We start from the raw sequence: 14402 nt of genomic DNA, 5'->3' as shown, positions 1-14402 counted from the left end.
CCCCATGCACACTTCACCCTCCTGCTGCACATCGAACGCCCGGACTGAGGCGCGCTGGTGAAGAGGCGTGGTGCACGCCGGCAAGAGCACGCCAAGTGGCGAGCCTTGCCCCGTACATGCGCCGAAAATCAAATGAAGTAAGCGACGATGGTTTGGCACGCCCACCCTTGGGGGCCGACTATCGTCTGCGGCGCACGAGGCGTTTAAGGGGTGAAGGACGCCTGCAGGGTGACTCCCGCATAAGCCTGCACACCCACGACAAGCAGGTAATAGGTGGTCGAAGCCGTCACGCGCGTCACCGAGGCCGACTCGGCGTTACCCGCATGCACCGACGAAGCATCAAAGGACGCCGTGGTGGGCGGGGATCCTGCCTTCATATAGAGCGACACGTCACCCGTACCACCGGACGTGCGCATGACCAGGGCGCGGGCGTTGGCTGGCACATCGATCTTGTAGAGCGTCTGACTGCCTGTCGCACCCGCCAGCCCTGTCAGGACCGTGCCGTTCTGCAGGGCCATGGCGACCGGCTGCGAACTGATCGAAGCGGTCACCGCAGCACCCGCGTCAAGAATGCCCGCACCGAACGTCTTTGCAGGATTGGCTGGCGTATGCGGTTGCCGTGCCGTGGTCTGAAGCACCTGCAGCACCTGATCCGGCGTAAGCAGAGGGAGCCCCGCCGCCAGCCGCGCCGACTGCATCAGTGCCACCGTACCCGTCACATGCGGCGTGGCCTGCGACGTGCCCGCCATACCGCCGTAGGTATCGCCCAATGGGCTGGCAACTGGCGTCGTGGTACCCGTATTGATGGCCTGCCACGCAAAGCCTTCCGGATTGAGCACGGCCGCTCCCAGCGGCACTTCATTCAGATAGACGCCGCCTCCAAATGCCGCAAGCTTTACGATGTTCTCCCCAGGTGAGTTGTAGTCGGAGTAAGAGGCCAGGCCACTGCCCACACCCACCGACGCCACGGTGATCACGCCAGGACAGGTAGCCGGCGCATGATTGGCAACGTCCGCTCCGTCGTTGCCTGCGGCCACCACCACCGTCGCACCGTTGGCGCGTGCTTTCGCAATGGCCTGCGCCGTAATGTCGCTCGCCGTGCACGTGCCCGGGCCACCAAGGCTCATATTGATCACCTGCGCGGGATGGCGGTTGTCAGGCACGCCTTCCACATGCCCCCCGGATGCCCAGACGATGGCATCGGCAATGTCGCTGTCGTAGCCGCCACAATGGCCGAGCACACGAACCGGCAACACGTTGGCGTTGTACGCGATGCCGGCAAGTCCGGTGAGGTTGTTGGTGAGCTCCGCGCCACTGGCACTGGCAACGTGAGAACCGTGCCAGGAGCTTTTCTCGGCCTGGCTGGGACTGACGCAGGCATTGGGACCGGACGAGTAAGGGGCCCCCACGGTCCAGTCACCAAGATCCCAGCCACCCGGAGCGCGGCCGTCAGTCGGCCGGCCCGAAACGAAACTGTCGCTGATGAAGTCGTAGCCCGCATCACCCAACGATGTATTGATATCGGCATGTTTCACGATGCCGGTGTCGAGCACGGCGATCGTCACACCCGTACCGTCGGCCAGGGTCCAGGCGCCAGTGATGTTCGCGCCGCCCCAGTTGGGCACTGCGTTCGTCGGCGTGAGCGTGCCGTCGCCCGCCAAGTAATCCGTCTGATACCTCGCAAAACCATTGTCGTTAGGGCCAAAGACGGCCGGGCCTTTGACACCAATAGCCTTGCGCATCACGTCCGGCGCCACATAAGCCACCGCAGGATCGCTGGCCACCGACTGCATGAAGGCTGCGGCTTCCGTAGCGCTGAGTTTCCGCGATGTCGTCACCAGCTCACCGCCCGCAGCCAGGCGACGTCGATAGCCCACCGCCGGCACCTTCGCTGCCAGCGATGACTGCGACCGCGCTGCCCGGGTCATTGCGGCTGTAACGCTCTGGGCGGTGCTTGCCGGCGCGGTGGGCGTGCCATCCCGGTAGCGGATGATGAAGCGGCTATACGTCTCGCCGTTGTTCAAGGCACTCATGTTTGTTCGGATGCTGTAGGTCTCCCCGCCCACCGAACTCTGCGCATGAACACCAAGAGATGCAGACAAAGCGAGGCCAACGGAAGCGGCAAGCGCTCCCTTCAGTTTGTAGCGTGGCATTGAGTTGAACTCCCCGTAACGCGAATGGACGGCCTTAGTGGACCGGGTCCCTTCCGCCATTTGGCCCGCGGTTCGCCACTGCTGGTGGCGTTTCGCGGCTCCGCTTGCGGAAGCAACCTGACTATCCGCGTGTTCCGGTGAGCCCAACAATGGGATTACGGCGACTGCAAAATGCATCGAATGTCCAACGCCGAAGTAGACTTCCGCCGATACTTCCACGCATGGTTGCGATGCAGCGACGCGCTTCGACAAACGCGTGCAAACACGCCGTGTGAAGATCACCGACGTGAAAATGGCGCTTGCTTAAGCGTCAAACTCTGGAAAAATGGGCGCCATCCCCAACTACACAAAATGACATGGCACTCGTCGACATCGGCGCCAACCTTACCCACGAATCGTTCCGGCACGACTTTGATGCCGTGCTGCAGCGTGCGCAGGACCATGGCGTTGCCCAACTGATGGTGACGGGTGCGTCGAAGGATGGAAGCACGCATGCACTGGCACTGGCACAGGCGCATCCCGGCCTGCTCTACGCCACCGCCGGCGTGCATCCGCACCACGCCGTCGAGTACGACGACGCCACGGATGCATTGCTGCGTGAGCTTGCCACGCATCCCGAAGTACGCGCCGTGGGTGAAACGGGGCTCGACTACAACCGCAATTACTCGCCGCGTGACGTGCAGCTGGCAGTATTCGAGAAGCAGCTGCAGACTGCCGTGGATGCGCAGAAGCCCTTGTTCCTGCACCAGCGCGATGCACACCACGACTTTGTCGCGCTGCTGCGCCGCTATCGGGACAAGATCCCCGGCGCGGTGGTGCATTGCTTTACCGATACGGGCGAGGCGCTGCGCGACTACCTGGATCTTGACTGCCATATCGGCATCACCGGCTGGATCTGCGATGAGCGCCGGGGCACACATCTGCGCGAGCTGGTGAAGGACATCCCGGTCAACCGCCTTATGATCGAGACCGACGCACCCTATCTGCTGCCTCGCACGGTAAGGCCGCAGCCGTCGCATCGACGCAACGAGCCCATGTTTCTGCGGCATATCTGCGAGGAGATCGCGCGGGACCGTGGCGAGACCTGGGAGGAGACGGCCGAACACACCACGGCGACAGCCCGGGCGTTCTTCGGGCTTCCGGCTCTCTGAACAACAAAGGCCCCGCCATGGCGGGGCCTTTGCGTTTCGTGCAGGGGAACCGTTATTACTGAAGCGGCGCGTTGGTAATGACGATTTCCACGCGGCGATTCTGCGCACGCCCGTCAGGCGTGTCGTTGCTGGCTATCGGGTGGCGCTCACCGAAGCCCTGGGCGGACATCAGGCGATCGGGGACGCCCTTCCTCGCCAGATAGCGAACAACCTCGTCTGCGCGGGCCGACGACAGTTCGACATTGGAAGGGAAGCGTGCTTTCAGGGCAGGTCCGATCGGCACGTTGTCGGTAAAGGCTTCCACCGCCACGCGCTGTTTGCTCAAGGTGGACAGCGTGGGCGCCATCTTGTCCAGTGCTTCCTGGCCCCGCGCGTCCAGCGCGACACCACCTTCGGCGAACAGGACGTCGTTGACCACCGTGACGCGGAGCTCGCCCTTCAACTGCTTGATGGTGGCATCGTCCTTGCCGAGCTTCGCGGAAAGCTGCTGGTTGATCGCCGTCAGCTGCGCGTCTTCGGCCTGGTACTGGTTGGCCTGTGCCACTTCCTTCTTGTACTTGCTCTCGGAAACACAGCCGACCGCAGCGGCGACAGCGCAGGCCAGCATGGCCATCCGTATGACTTTCATGTCTTGCTCCTTCAACGTGAGAACGGACTGACACAGGCATCGAGGCGATGGCGCCTCGTGTTTCATGTGCCTGCTCACGTTAGCGAGTAGCGCTTACCCAGCCACACCAGAATCCACTGGAATTGCAGTCTTCAGACCGTTCGCATCAACCAATGGCGCGCGTTTGTCCTGGCGCGAGTCCGTCCAGGGCATAGGGGCCGATGCGTTCGCGAATGAGTCGCAGCGTCGGAAAGCCCACGGATGCCGTCATGCGGCGCACCTGGCGGTTGCGGCCTTCGCGGATGGTCAGCCGCAACCAGCTGGTAGGGATAAGCTTGCGGAACCGCACTGGCGGGTCGCGCGGCCACAACCAGTCGGGCTCCGCGGCGTGCTCGGCGTGCGCGGGCAAGGTCGGGCCGTCGTTGAGCGTGACGCCGCGACGCAGTGCCTCGATCGCCTCGTCGCTGACCTGCCCGTCGACCTGCACAAGATACGTTTTTGATTCCTTGTGACGGGGATCGGTGAGCTTGTGCGCAAGGCGGCCGTCGTCAGTGAGCAGCAACAGGCCTTCGCTGTCATGGTCCAGGCGGCCTGCGGGATAGACGTCCTTTTGCCGGACGTAGGCCGCCAGCGTGGGGCGGCCATCCGCATCGCTGAACTGGCAGAGCACGCCATAGGGTTTGTTGAGGGCGATAAGCATGCAGCGCGCGATGGTCCGGGCGAACCATCGCCTTCGTTCAATGATGCGACGGCGTGGCCGACGTGGCCGGCTTCACGAAGCGCAGCGTCATGCGATCGGATTCGCCGATGGCAAGGTACTTGGCGCGATCCTGGTCACCGAGGGTCAAGGTGGGCGGCAAGGTCCACACGCCCTTGGGGTAATCCTTGGTGTCCTTGGGATTGGCGTTGATCTCGCTGGACTCCTGCAACTGGAATCCCGCATCGGTGGCGAGCTTGATCACCACGTTGGTCGGCAGGTAGCCGCTTTCCTTCACGGCATCCAGGCTGGCGGTGTCGGCCGCGCGGTGGTCTTCCACACCCAGCACGCCACCGGGTCGCAGCACGGAGTAGAACGCCTTGAACATGGCCGGCGCAGTATCGGCTTCCACCCAGTTATGCACGTTGCGGAAGGTCAGCACCATGTCGGCCGAATTGGGCGCGCCGAATGACGGGGCCTTGGGATCGAACTCCACCATCTGCGCCTTGCCGTAATGGGCAGGGTCGGCACTGAACTTGGCCTTGAGCCCGGTGAGATCGCGACTGGCCTCGCCATCGGCAGCGGGCTTGGCCGTGGCAGCGATGTAGTGGCCGTTGTCGCGCAACAGCGGCGCGAGGATCTCCGTGTACCAGCCGCCACCAGGGGTGATCTCGACCACGGTAAGGTCGGGGCGGATGCCGAAAAACTGCAACGTCGCCTTGGGGTGGCGATACACGTCGCGCGCCCTGTGTTCCGGCGAACGCCAGTCACCGGCAATGTCCTGGTCGAGCTGTGACGCGGTGAAGTCGCTGGCGCTGGTCGGCGGCACCAGCGCGGACGGCTGGTCCTGCGGTTGCGCGGCGGCGGGCGCGGAGTTGCTGCTGCAGGCCGCCAGCAGGGCCACTGCCAGTCCCAGGAACACACGGCTGTTCATCGAAAAACCCCTAGAAAACCAATGGAAAGACAGGCGTAGCTTAGCCAACCCACCTTGCCTGCCACCATGTATACAAATGGTGGATGGACGCGAATGTTACTCGCTGAATGACCTGGTGGAGTACGTCAGGCTTGAGGCGGTCTTTGGTGGCCCGGCACGAATCGCCCCTCTCGACGGTAGCCCGGCGGAAAGAACCCACGTTCCTACGATGCCGTGTGGCCGTTGTTGCCGGTGGCGTAAGACATCGCCTCGGCATATTTGCCCGCTTCGCCCAGCAGCCACTCCCGGAACGTGCGCAGGCCGACGTGATCCCGCGCGTGCTCGGGATACACCAGGAAGTACGCCTCGGGAATCTGCTGGTAGCGATTGCCAAGCACCTTCAGCAGACCCGCCTCGATCAGCGGACGCGCCATCACCATGCGTGCAAGAGCCACGCCCATGCCTTCCAGCGCGCCACGCTGCAAAGCGTCGGTGTTGTCGAAGTGGGCGACGTAGCGCGAAGGCGGTTCACCCTGCGTTTGCGCGAACCAGTCGCGCCAGCGATCACCGGGGTCACCCAGCAAGGGCCACTGGCCCAGATCGTTGGGGTCCACGTCGCCCACGCGTTCCAGCAGCGCCGGCGAGGCGACGGGCGCAATCCATTCGCCGAACAGCCGTTCGGTGATCAAGCCTGGCCACGGGCCCCGCCCATAACGCACGGCCGCATCCACCGGATCACGCTCGAAGTTGACCAGCTCCACGCTGGACTGCAGGTTGAGCTGCAGTTCCGGATGCGCCGCCACCAACCGCGCCAGCCGCGGCACCAGCCAGCTCGACATCACGCCCGGAATGGCACTGAGCGTGAGTACGTCATCGCGACGACAACGAAACCCGGCCATGGCGCGGTCGATACCCTCGAAGTGATGCCCCACCGCCTCCATCAGGCGTCGACCTTCATGGGTGAGCTGCACGCCGCGCGGGCCGCGCTCGAACAGCTTGCGCTCCATGCGTTGCTCCAGCTGCCGCACCTGATGGCTGAGCGCGCTCACGGTGAGGTTGGCCTGCTCGGCCGCGCGCGACAGGTTACCCAGACGGGCCACCTGCACGAACTGTTGGAGGAGATCCAGCGAGATGCGTGCCATCTTGAAAATCCTTCAAGTCTGGCTTGCGAATATATCGCTTTTTCGCGACCCGGGCGGGCTCTATCTTGAGCACCTGCTTAAACGAAGGCACGAAGGGAGGACGTCATGAGCTCGTTGTTCACGAACCTGTTGTTCCTGCACGGCCATATCTCGGACCCGGCACTGGCCCGTCGGCTGGCCGATACCGCTGCCCCGAATCCGCGCCCCAAGGGAAAGAGGGAACGTACGCCGGCCCTGTCGGCGAAGGTGGCAGGGAAGCTGGCTCCGGCCAAGCTTGCCCACAGCGGCTGCGGCTGAAACGAGGGCGCCGACTGAAGGCCGGCGCCCCGTGCTTCAAAGCTTCGCTGCAGAAAGCTGCACGTCGACCGGCGTGCCAAGGTCTTCCGAGGAACGACCTTCGGTGACGGTGTACTGGCCGCCCTTGATCACCCAGCCGTGCTTGCTGACGTCGAAGTCGGCGAGCAGGCGCGGTTCGAGGGGAATGCTGAGCGTGCGGTGTTCACCCGGCTTGAGGAACACCTTGGCGTAACCCGCCAGGCGGTTGGACTTCGCCCCGGGCACTCGCACGTAGACTTGGGCCACGTCGGCACCGGCGCGCGAGCCGGCGTTGGTGACTTCCACCGTCGCCTTCAGCTGGTTGCCGCTGGCATCCACCTTGAGCGCGCCGTGCTGGAACTGCGTGTACGAAAGACCAAAGCCGAACGGGAACAGCGGCTTGATGCCCTTGGACTGGTACCAGCGATAGCCCACGTTGGCGCCTTCGATGGCGTAGTCGACGCTTTCGGGAGGCGTGCCACCGGTGGCGCCCGGAAGATCCTTGCGCGGCAGCTGCGAGAGATCCGTGGGCCAGCTCACCGGCAGGCGACCGGAGGGATTGACCTTGCCCGACAGCAGGTTTGCGATGGCCTTGCCGCCGTCGCCTCCCGGGTACCACGTCTCCAGCACGGCACCCACCTGATCAAGCCACGGCATCGCCACCGGGCCGCTGTTTTCCAGCACCACGATGGTCCGCGGATTGGCCTTGGCCACGGCCGCGACGAGCGCATCCTGGTTGTCGGGCAGCGACAGGTCCGCCGCGTCCACCGACTCGGCCTGCCACTTCTGCACGAACACCACGGCCACCTGCGACTTCGCAGCCAGCGCAGCGGCAGCGGCCACGTCGTTGCCTTCGGCGAACTGCACGCTGGCCTTGGGCGCCGCGTCGCGCAGCGCCTTCAACGGAGCGTACGGGTGATACATCACCGGGCCCGGCCAGGTGGTGGGCGCGATACCTGGCACGGCGTTGCCGCCCATGGCGGTGACCAGCGATGAGCCACCACCGGCCAGCACGCCCTTGTCGGCATGCGCACCGATGACCGCGATGGACTGCGTCTTGCCCAGGTCCAGCGGCAGCAGATCATGCTCGTTGCGCAACAGCACCGCACCGGATTCCAGCGTCTCGCGCGCCACCTTCAGGTTGGCCTGCGCATCGATGGGCGCCTTGCCCGCCGGATACTGGAACACGCCCACCGCGAACATGCTGCGCAGGATGCGTTCCACCATGTCGTCGATGCGCGACTGCTTCACTTCACCCTTGGCCAGCGCCGTGCGCAGCGGGGCATCGAAGTAGACCTCCTTGTCGAACACCTCGCCCGCCGACTCCTGGTCAAGCCCGGCATTGGCGGCCTTGGCCGAGCTGTGCACGCCGCCCCAGTCGGACATCACGAAGCCGTCGTACTTCCAGTCGCGCTTCAGCACCTGGTTCATCAGGTAGTCGTTCTCGCACGCCCAATCGCCATTGACCTTGTTGTACGAGCACATCACCGATCCCGGCTTGCCGTGCTCGATAGCCAGCTCGAACGCCAGCAGATCCGATTCGCGCGCGGCCTGCTCGCCGATTTTCACGTCGATGGTGGTGCGTGCCGTCTCCTGGTCATTCAGCGCGAAGTGCTTGATGGTGGAGATGACGTGCTGGTCCTGGATGCCCTTGATGGCTTCGCCCACGATGGTGCCCGCCAGCAGCGGATCTTCACCGGCGTATTCAAAGTTGCGGCCATTGCGCGGCTCGCGCGTCAGGTTGACGCCACCGGCAAGCAAGACGTTGAAGCCCTTGCTGTGCGCTTCGCTGCCAATCATGGCGCCACCGCGATAGGCGACGTGCGGATCCCAGGTGGCTGCAGTGACCGGGCCGGCCGGCAACGGGGTGGCATGATCGCCCGGACGCATGCGATCGGAGCTGGCCACGCCCAGGCCCGCATCGCTTTCTTCCAGTGCGGGAATGCCGAGGCGATCGATCGGTGCAACGTAACCGGCCGATGAAATCGCGCCCTTCGGGAACGGCGTATTGGGCGAACGATCCGGGCCTGCGTAATAGCTGTGCAACAGGTGGAATTTTTCGTCCTGCGTGAGTTGCGCAAGCAACAGCTTCGCCCGTGCATCCGGCGAAAGCGTGGTGTCGTTCCATGGACGGGTCAGCGTCTGCGCGGTCGCCGTGCCTGCGCCCATGCACAAACCCATCACAATCGCGCCCGCCAGAACCGCGCGTCGCACTGCCGCTGCCTTGCTCTTCATCACTTGCCTCCGGTGTCGGAACGGCTACGCGCCGACCTCACACGGGTGGCGCGTATACTCGCTCGGGTCCCCGAGTATGCACCAACACTCTTCCCGCCACATCGAACACGGAGCACACCCATGCAACTGCGTCCCCTGGGTCGATCGTCCCTTTCCGTCGCACCCCTCGCCTTCGGCGGCAACGTCTTCGGCTGGAGCGTGGACGAGCAGCGCTCGTTCGACCTGCTCGACGCGTTCGTCGACGCCGGCTTCAACCTGATCGATACGGCTGACGTCTATTCCGCATGGGTGCCCGGCAACCGCGGCGGCGAATCGGAAACCATCATCGGCAAGTGGCTCAAGCGCAGCGGCAAGCGCGACAAGGTGGTCATCGCCACCAAGGTCGCCAAATGGGCCGAGCACCCCGGCCTGTCGCCGATGAACATCAACCAGGCCATCGAGGGTTCGCTCAAGCGCCTGCAGACCGACTACATCGATCTCTACCAGTCGCACGAAGACGACGCCACCGTGCCGCTGCACGAAACGCTGGGCGCCTTCGGCAAGCTGATCGAACAGGGCAAGGTGCGCGTGATCGGCGCCTCCAACTACGGCGCCGACCGCTTCGACGAAGCGCTGAAGATCTCGGCCGAATATCACCTGCCCCGCTACGAGACGCTGCAGCCGGAGTACAACCTGGTGAACCGCACAGGTTACGAGAAGGACCTCGAACCGCTAGTGATCGCCGAGAGCGTGGGCGTCATCAACTACTACGCGCTCGCCAGCGGGTTTCTGAGCGGCAAGTACCGCACCGAGGCCGACTTTGCCAAGAGCGCCGCGCGCGGTGGCTCGGTGCAGAAGTACCTCAACGCAAAGGGGCTCGCCGTGCTGGCCGCGCTGGACAAGGTCGCCGCGGCGCATGGCGCGACGCCGGCGCAGGTGGCCCTGGCGTGGCTGATTGCCCGTCCCAGCGTCACCGCACCGATCGCCAGCGCTACCAGCGTGCCGCAGCTGAAGGAATTGCTGGATGGCGTGAGCCTGAAGCTGGACAAGGACGAGATTGCAGCGCTGGACAAGGCAAGCGCATAACACGTACACACGTAGCCCGGATGAAGCGCAGGAGCGCGGACCCCATAGCTGGCCGCAGGAGCGGATGGAACCAAGGCAAGCACGGACTTGGCAAGCTCATATGGCTTCCGCAAGGCCAACCCGGATTCTCGCTGCGCTTCATCCGGGCTACGTTGGGTGCGTTGCCGCCGCGGAGCGCTACACACGCACCGGATGCCGACCTACAGCATCCACGTGATCACCAGCGCAAGCTGAGGTTGCACGCCAGCCAAAGGGCGGCGTGCAACTTCCTTTTCCTTGCAGAGGGACACGTCATGCAGAAGATCCTGCTATCGATTGCGTTTGCTGCCGTTTCGTTCGCCTGCGCCACGGCATCACCATCCGCCCGGGCGGTCACCGCGCCTTACAACATGGACGACCCTGCCAGCGCAGCCGCCACCGCTCCATCCTCCGCTGACCGACAAACCCACGCTCCGCTTCCCTGGTACATGTGCGTCGGCACGCTGAAGCTCTGCGGCCCGAGCCACGTGCAGTGCGGCAAGTGCAATCACCGTTGAAGCAAAGGCCCCGCAAGGGGCCTTTCTTTTTCATGCAACGCGGGAGTCAGGGTGATGTCGCCGGCTGCCCCTCGGCATCGCTGCCATCGGGCGCTTCAACCTGATAGCCCTGCGCCTTCAGGCGCGCGATCAATCCCTTGGGCGACAACACCTGCTCCATCGGCAACATGGCAAAGGTCTGCGTATTGGTATTGAGCGCCTGCTGAGCAGCGCTCAGCCACATCGACTCCGCTTTCTGCTTCACGTCGTTGAAGCCCAGCTGCTTGGCGAAACCCGCCTCGGTCACGGCAGAGATGCACGACTCGCGCTGGTCGTTCATCGGCAGGTGGCGCAGCATGTCGATGTCACCCGTGGCCCATGCATTGGCGCGCTCGGTGATGCGTCCCATGTCGCGCTCGACCGTATCCAGCGTGCGTCCGAAGCATTCGCGATCATCCATGGGCGATGACTTGAAGGTCTTCACCGCGGAGCGTGGCTCTTCGACCTCCATGGTGTAGCGCACCGTGGTGAACTTCACGTTGTGCTTCTTGGCGAGGTCGCGCACCGTGTCCTTCACACCACCCGACGAAGTCAGGCCATAGCGCTTGATGGCCTTGTCGTACAGCTCCACCGCGGCGAAGATCGGACGCCAGCTTTCGATGCCACGGTCATTGCCGATGTATTGCTGCTTGAGCACCTGCCAGCGCGCGTAGTCCGGAGCGGGCACCATCTGCTGCAGGGTCTGTCCATCCGGGTTTTTGCGGGCACCCACCAGTGACGGCAGCAGGAACAGCTTGCCGAAGAAGTTGGTCTTGGGCTTGAGCGCGATCGACGGCGGCCCCAGCACTTCCTGCGAGTCGGCAATGGTCTGCTCCACTTCGTCGGTCTTCCACTGGATGCGATCGGGCAGCGGCGACAACGTGCCGAGCACCCACATCACGTGATCGCCCTTGCTTACCCTCCACAGCCCAGGCCCCGGCTGCACGCCGCTGACCGACACGGCATCGAGGTTGATGGCGGCCGAGGTCGATGGCGCAGCGGGACTGGCCGTCTGCCCGAAGGCGGGTGAGCTTGCCGCGAGCACGAACAGGGCGGCGAACAGCGGTGAACGCATGCGTGGCTCCAGTAGCGGGGACCGTTGAGGGCAAATTATCCGACAGGGCCGGGGTGCGTTCTCGTGAAGCCCCGGCACGCATTCATGCGCGCCTTAAGCTGCCCGGCCGTCCCGTGCCTTCAGAAGTGACAGCTGTCAGCGCCAAAAGTTGATAACCCACCCTGCAGTCCAGGTCCGGGCATCGCCAAGCTGAGGCCCACTGACCCGCCACGGATGACGACCATGAAACACGCCCTGGGCCACACCTTGATCGCTGCCACGCTGTTTGCCGGCACCGTGGCCGGTGGCCTGCCTGGCAGCCGCGCGCAGGCTGAAACCCCGGCCGCGACACGCCAGCCTGCCACCACGCAGGCCGACGAGCTGTTCTGGGAAACCTTTCGCAGCGGCGACTACGCGAAGATCCAGGCCAGCCTCGATGCCAGCACGGCGGCCTACCTGCGCAACCCCACCGACCCGGTCACCGCCGCGCACGTGGGCTGGCTGCACATGTGGCGCCTGTCTGAGCGCCGCCGCCTCGAGCAGGCTCCTGCCACCATCACCGACGACGCCGTGCTCGCGCGCAAGTACTTCCAGAAAGCAGTGGACCTGGCACCGGACGACGCACGCTACCGCGGCTTTCTTGCCAGTGCGATGCTGGCCGAAGCACAGATCGACCGTGATGCCGCACTGCGCGATCAGGGCGCCGCGGTGATGCAGCAGGCGGTCAAGGACTGGCCGGCGTTCAACCTCTTCACCGCTGGCTACGTGGCAAGCAACCAGCCGGCCGACAGCGACGGTTTCAGGCACGCGCTGGAGCAGCAGTGGCAGAACCTGGAGGTGTGTGCGCACACCACGCTCGATCGTCGCGGTGCCGACCTGGACCGGCTTGCCGGCCTGATGTTCAAGGCGAGCGCCGGCTCGCGCGATGCACGCGCCTGCCTCAATTCGCCCAGCGCTCCGCACAACGAAGAAGGCTTCCTGCTCAACATGGGTGACATGCTCACCAAGTCCGGCGACTGGCGGACCGCGCAGAAGGTGTACGCATTGGCCACGCGTTCGCCGGACTTCACGAACTGGCCGTATCGCGATGTGCTGGAACAGCGCATGCGCGATGCACAAGCCAACGTCACCGCACTGAACGCGGCAACGTCACCGGGCCAGAAGCCGGCCACGCCCATGATGCTGTCCAGCAGCCATGCCTGCATGGCCTGCCACCAGAAGTAAACGACGGTCGGTGGATGCTGCCTGCCTTTCGGCAGGCGGCAATGCCTGCTTCAGAAACCAATCCACCCGCCCGCGCAACTGGCTGCCACGCACCACAGCACAGCCACCCACGCCGGCTGTCGGGCCACGGTCAGCATGACGAAACCACAGGCAGCGATCAGGACATCGGACGCGCCGTGCACGGTGCCGGTCCACACCGGGTTGTAGAACGCCGCCGCCAGCACGCCGACCACGGCCGCATTGATCGCCGCCATGATCCGCACGGCCCCTGCGCGACCGGACAGCCGCTGCCAGAACGGCAACACGCCGCTCAGCAAGAGAAAGCCGGGCAGGAAGATGGACAGCAGGGCTACCAGCGAGCCGACGACGCCATCCTGCCCGCCCGCCATGCGGCTGCCCAGGTAGGCGGCAAGGGAGAACATCGGCCCCGGCATGGCCTGGGCGGCGCCGTAACCGGCGAGGAAACTGCCTTCGTCGATCCAGCCCGGCTCCACCAGCGCCTGTCGTAGCCACGGCAACACGACATGGCCACCGCCAAACACCAGTGCGCCAGCGCGGTAGAAGGCGCCCGCCGTCTGCACCCACAGGTTGCCGCGAGTGCCCATGCCCAGCACCAGCAACAACAGCACCGCATAGATCGACAGCCACACGACGCCGGTGCGTCGCCCATAACCCAGGGTGAAAGCGGCACCGCGATGCGCCTCGACATGGGCACAGACCAGTGGCCCGAGCACGGCCGCCAAGGCAATGACCAGTAATTGCATCCCCGTGTCGGCCCGCCAGAGCAGCACCGCGCAGGCGGCGATGGCGAGCGCACGCCGCGGCCAATCGGGCGTCAGTGACCGCCACATGCCGAACACACCCTGCGCCACCACCACGACGGCCACCAGCTTCAGGCCGTGCAACATGGCCTGGCCCCAGACGCCGTGCAGGTACGGGGCCCACCACGCAAAGCCGAGCATCAGCAGTGCCGACGGCAGGGTGAAACCGATGAAGGCCACCAGCGCCCCACGCCAGCCGCCACGATGCAAGCCGATGGCGAACCCGAGCTGGCTGCTCGCTGGACCAGGCAGGAACTGGCACAGCGCCAGCAGCTGACTGAACTGTGCGTCGTCCAGCCACCGGCGCTGCTGCACGAAGGCGCGGCGGAAATAGCCCAGGTGGGCGATCGGCCCGCCGAACGACCGCAGACCCAGCGACAGAAAGGCGCAGAACACCTCCATCGTTGTGGCGGTGGTCGATTCGCGTGCGGGATCGGGTACCGGGTCCATGGGGCGCAGCGTATCGCCTCC

General features: G+C 64.8%; 13 protein-coding genes. 5 read left to right on the top strand and 8 right to left on the bottom strand.

Going from position 1 to position 14402, the window contains the following annotated elements; all coding sequences use genetic code 11:
- Window positions 1-203 precede the first annotated feature (203 nt).
- Complete coding sequence (locus H8F01_RS11360) at window positions 204-2033, bottom strand: S8 family serine peptidase (RefSeq protein WP_238480953.1); 1830 nt, start codon at window positions 2031-2033, stop codon at window positions 204-206.
- Between the two features lie 476 nt (window positions 2034-2509).
- Here H8F01_RS11360 and H8F01_RS11355 point away from each other — a divergent pair, with 476 nt between their 5' ends.
- A complete protein-coding gene (locus H8F01_RS11355) occupies window positions 2510-3304 on the top strand; it encodes a TatD family hydrolase (RefSeq protein WP_187055240.1) in 795 nt (264 codons plus the stop codon).
- Between the two features lie 55 nt (window positions 3305-3359).
- Here H8F01_RS11355 and H8F01_RS11350 read toward each other — a convergent pair whose 3' ends face one another.
- The 4 genes from H8F01_RS11350 to H8F01_RS11335 form a co-directional block, all read right to left on the bottom strand.
- On the bottom strand, window positions 3360-3932 hold the full coding sequence (locus tag H8F01_RS11350) for an OmpA/MotB family protein (protein ID WP_187055239.1): 573 nt from the start codon (window positions 3930-3932) through the stop codon (window positions 3360-3362).
- Window positions 3933-4077: 145 nt separating this feature from the next.
- Complete coding sequence (locus H8F01_RS11345) at window positions 4078-4611, bottom strand: pseudouridine synthase (protein ID WP_187055238.1); 534 nt, start codon at window positions 4609-4611, stop codon at window positions 4078-4080.
- Window positions 4612-4648: 37 nt separating this feature from the next.
- Window positions 4649-5542, bottom strand: coding sequence for a class I SAM-dependent methyltransferase (locus tag H8F01_RS11340; RefSeq protein WP_187055237.1), 894 nt, complete (start codon window positions 5540-5542; stop codon window positions 4649-4651).
- A 203-nt stretch (window positions 5543-5745) separates the two neighbouring features.
- Window positions 5746-6663: a LysR substrate-binding domain-containing protein gene (locus H8F01_RS11335; protein ID WP_187055236.1), complete on the bottom strand. Its 918-nt coding sequence runs from the start codon at window positions 6661-6663 to the stop codon at window positions 5746-5748.
- A gap of 105 nt (window positions 6664-6768) precedes the next feature.
- On the opposite strand from H8F01_RS11335, the gene H8F01_RS11330 reads away from it, so the two are divergent.
- Window positions 6769-6960 (top strand): hypothetical protein, encoded by a 192-nt coding sequence (locus tag H8F01_RS11330; RefSeq protein WP_187055235.1) that lies wholly within the window; start codon window positions 6769-6771, stop codon window positions 6958-6960.
- Window positions 6961-6996: 36 nt separating this feature from the next.
- Here the strand turns inward: H8F01_RS11330 and H8F01_RS11325 are convergent, their stop codons facing one another.
- Window positions 6997-9213 carry a beta-glucosidase family protein gene (locus tag H8F01_RS11325; RefSeq protein ID WP_187055234.1) on the bottom strand — a complete coding sequence of 739 codons (2217 nt, stop codon included), beginning with the start codon at window positions 9211-9213 and terminating at the stop codon, window positions 6997-6999.
- A gap of 120 nt (window positions 9214-9333) precedes the next feature.
- Here H8F01_RS11325 and H8F01_RS11320 point away from each other — a divergent pair, with 120 nt between their 5' ends.
- Together H8F01_RS11320 and H8F01_RS11315 are read left to right on the top strand one after the other, a co-directional pair.
- Window positions 9334-10278 carry an aldo/keto reductase gene (locus H8F01_RS11320; RefSeq protein ID WP_187055233.1) on the top strand — a complete coding sequence of 315 codons (945 nt, stop codon included), beginning with the start codon at window positions 9334-9336 and terminating at the stop codon, window positions 10276-10278.
- A gap of 293 nt (window positions 10279-10571) precedes the next feature.
- Window positions 10572-10814 carry a hypothetical protein gene (locus H8F01_RS11315; RefSeq protein ID WP_187055232.1) on the top strand — a complete coding sequence of 81 codons (243 nt, stop codon included), beginning with the start codon at window positions 10572-10574 and terminating at the stop codon, window positions 10812-10814.
- Window positions 10815-10860: 46 nt separating this feature from the next.
- Here the strand turns inward: H8F01_RS11315 and H8F01_RS11310 are convergent, their stop codons facing one another.
- Complete coding sequence (locus H8F01_RS11310; RefSeq protein ID WP_187055231.1) at window positions 10861-11907, bottom strand: TraB/GumN family protein; 1047 nt, start codon at window positions 11905-11907, stop codon at window positions 10861-10863.
- A gap of 222 nt (window positions 11908-12129) precedes the next feature.
- On the opposite strand from H8F01_RS11310, the gene H8F01_RS11305 reads away from it, so the two are divergent.
- A complete protein-coding gene (locus tag H8F01_RS11305) occupies window positions 12130-13110 on the top strand; it encodes a hypothetical protein (protein WP_187055230.1) in 981 nt (326 codons plus the stop codon).
- A 50-nt stretch (window positions 13111-13160) separates the two neighbouring features.
- On the opposite strand, the gene chrA is transcribed toward H8F01_RS11305, so the two are convergent.
- Window positions 13161-14381, bottom strand: coding sequence for a chromate efflux transporter (gene chrA, locus H8F01_RS11300; protein ID WP_222615656.1), 1221 nt, complete (start codon window positions 14379-14381; stop codon window positions 13161-13163).
- Window positions 14382-14402: the final 21 nt, after the last annotated feature.

This window comes from Dyella telluris (genome assembly GCF_014297575.1).
Lineage (GTDB): Bacteria > Pseudomonadota > Gammaproteobacteria > Xanthomonadales > Rhodanobacteraceae > Dyella > Dyella telluris.
The sequence above is the reverse complement of the archived record's forward strand: the minus strand, read 5'-3'. Positions and strand labels throughout refer to the sequence as shown.

What these genes read in the sequence shown, in the direction of transcription:
- H8F01_RS11305 (WP_187055230.1), top strand. Translation starts at nt 12,130, where the DNA reads ATGAAACACGCCCTGGGCCACACCTTGATCGCTGCCACGCTGTTTGCC.
- H8F01_RS11330 (WP_187055235.1), top strand. Translation starts at nt 6,769, where the DNA reads ATGAGCTCGTTGTTCACGAACCTGTTGTTCCTGCACGGCCATATCTCG.
- chrA (WP_222615656.1), bottom strand. Translation starts at nt 14,381, where the DNA reads ATGGACCCGGTACCCGATCCCGCACGCGAATCGACCACCGCCACAACG.
- H8F01_RS11340 (WP_187055237.1), bottom strand. Translation starts at nt 5,542, where the DNA reads ATGAACAGCCGTGTGTTCCTGGGACTGGCAGTGGCCCTGCTGGCGGCC.
- H8F01_RS11310 (WP_187055231.1), bottom strand. Translation starts at nt 11,907, where the DNA reads ATGCGTTCACCGCTGTTCGCCGCCCTGTTCGTGCTCGCGGCAAGCTCA.
- H8F01_RS11350 (WP_187055239.1), bottom strand. Translation starts at nt 3,932, where the DNA reads ATGAAAGTCATACGGATGGCCATGCTGGCCTGCGCTGTCGCCGCTGCG.
- H8F01_RS11315 (WP_187055232.1), top strand. Translation starts at nt 10,572, where the DNA reads ATGCAGAAGATCCTGCTATCGATTGCGTTTGCTGCCGTTTCGTTCGCC.
- H8F01_RS11355 (WP_187055240.1), top strand. Translation starts at nt 2,510, where the DNA reads ATGGCACTCGTCGACATCGGCGCCAACCTTACCCACGAATCGTTCCGG.
- H8F01_RS11325 (WP_187055234.1), bottom strand. Translation starts at nt 9,213, where the DNA reads ATGAAGAGCAAGGCAGCGGCAGTGCGACGCGCGGTTCTGGCGGGCGCG.
- H8F01_RS11335 (WP_187055236.1), bottom strand. Translation starts at nt 6,663, where the DNA reads ATGGCACGCATCTCGCTGGATCTCCTCCAACAGTTCGTGCAGGTGGCC.
- H8F01_RS11345 (WP_187055238.1), bottom strand. Translation starts at nt 4,611, where the DNA reads ATGCTTATCGCCCTCAACAAACCCTATGGCGTGCTCTGCCAGTTCAGC.
- H8F01_RS11360 (WP_238480953.1), bottom strand. Translation starts at nt 2,033, where the DNA reads ATGAGTGCCTTGAACAACGGCGAGACGTATAGCCGCTTCATCATCCGC.
- H8F01_RS11320 (WP_187055233.1), top strand. Translation starts at nt 9,334, where the DNA reads ATGCAACTGCGTCCCCTGGGTCGATCGTCCCTTTCCGTCGCACCCCTC.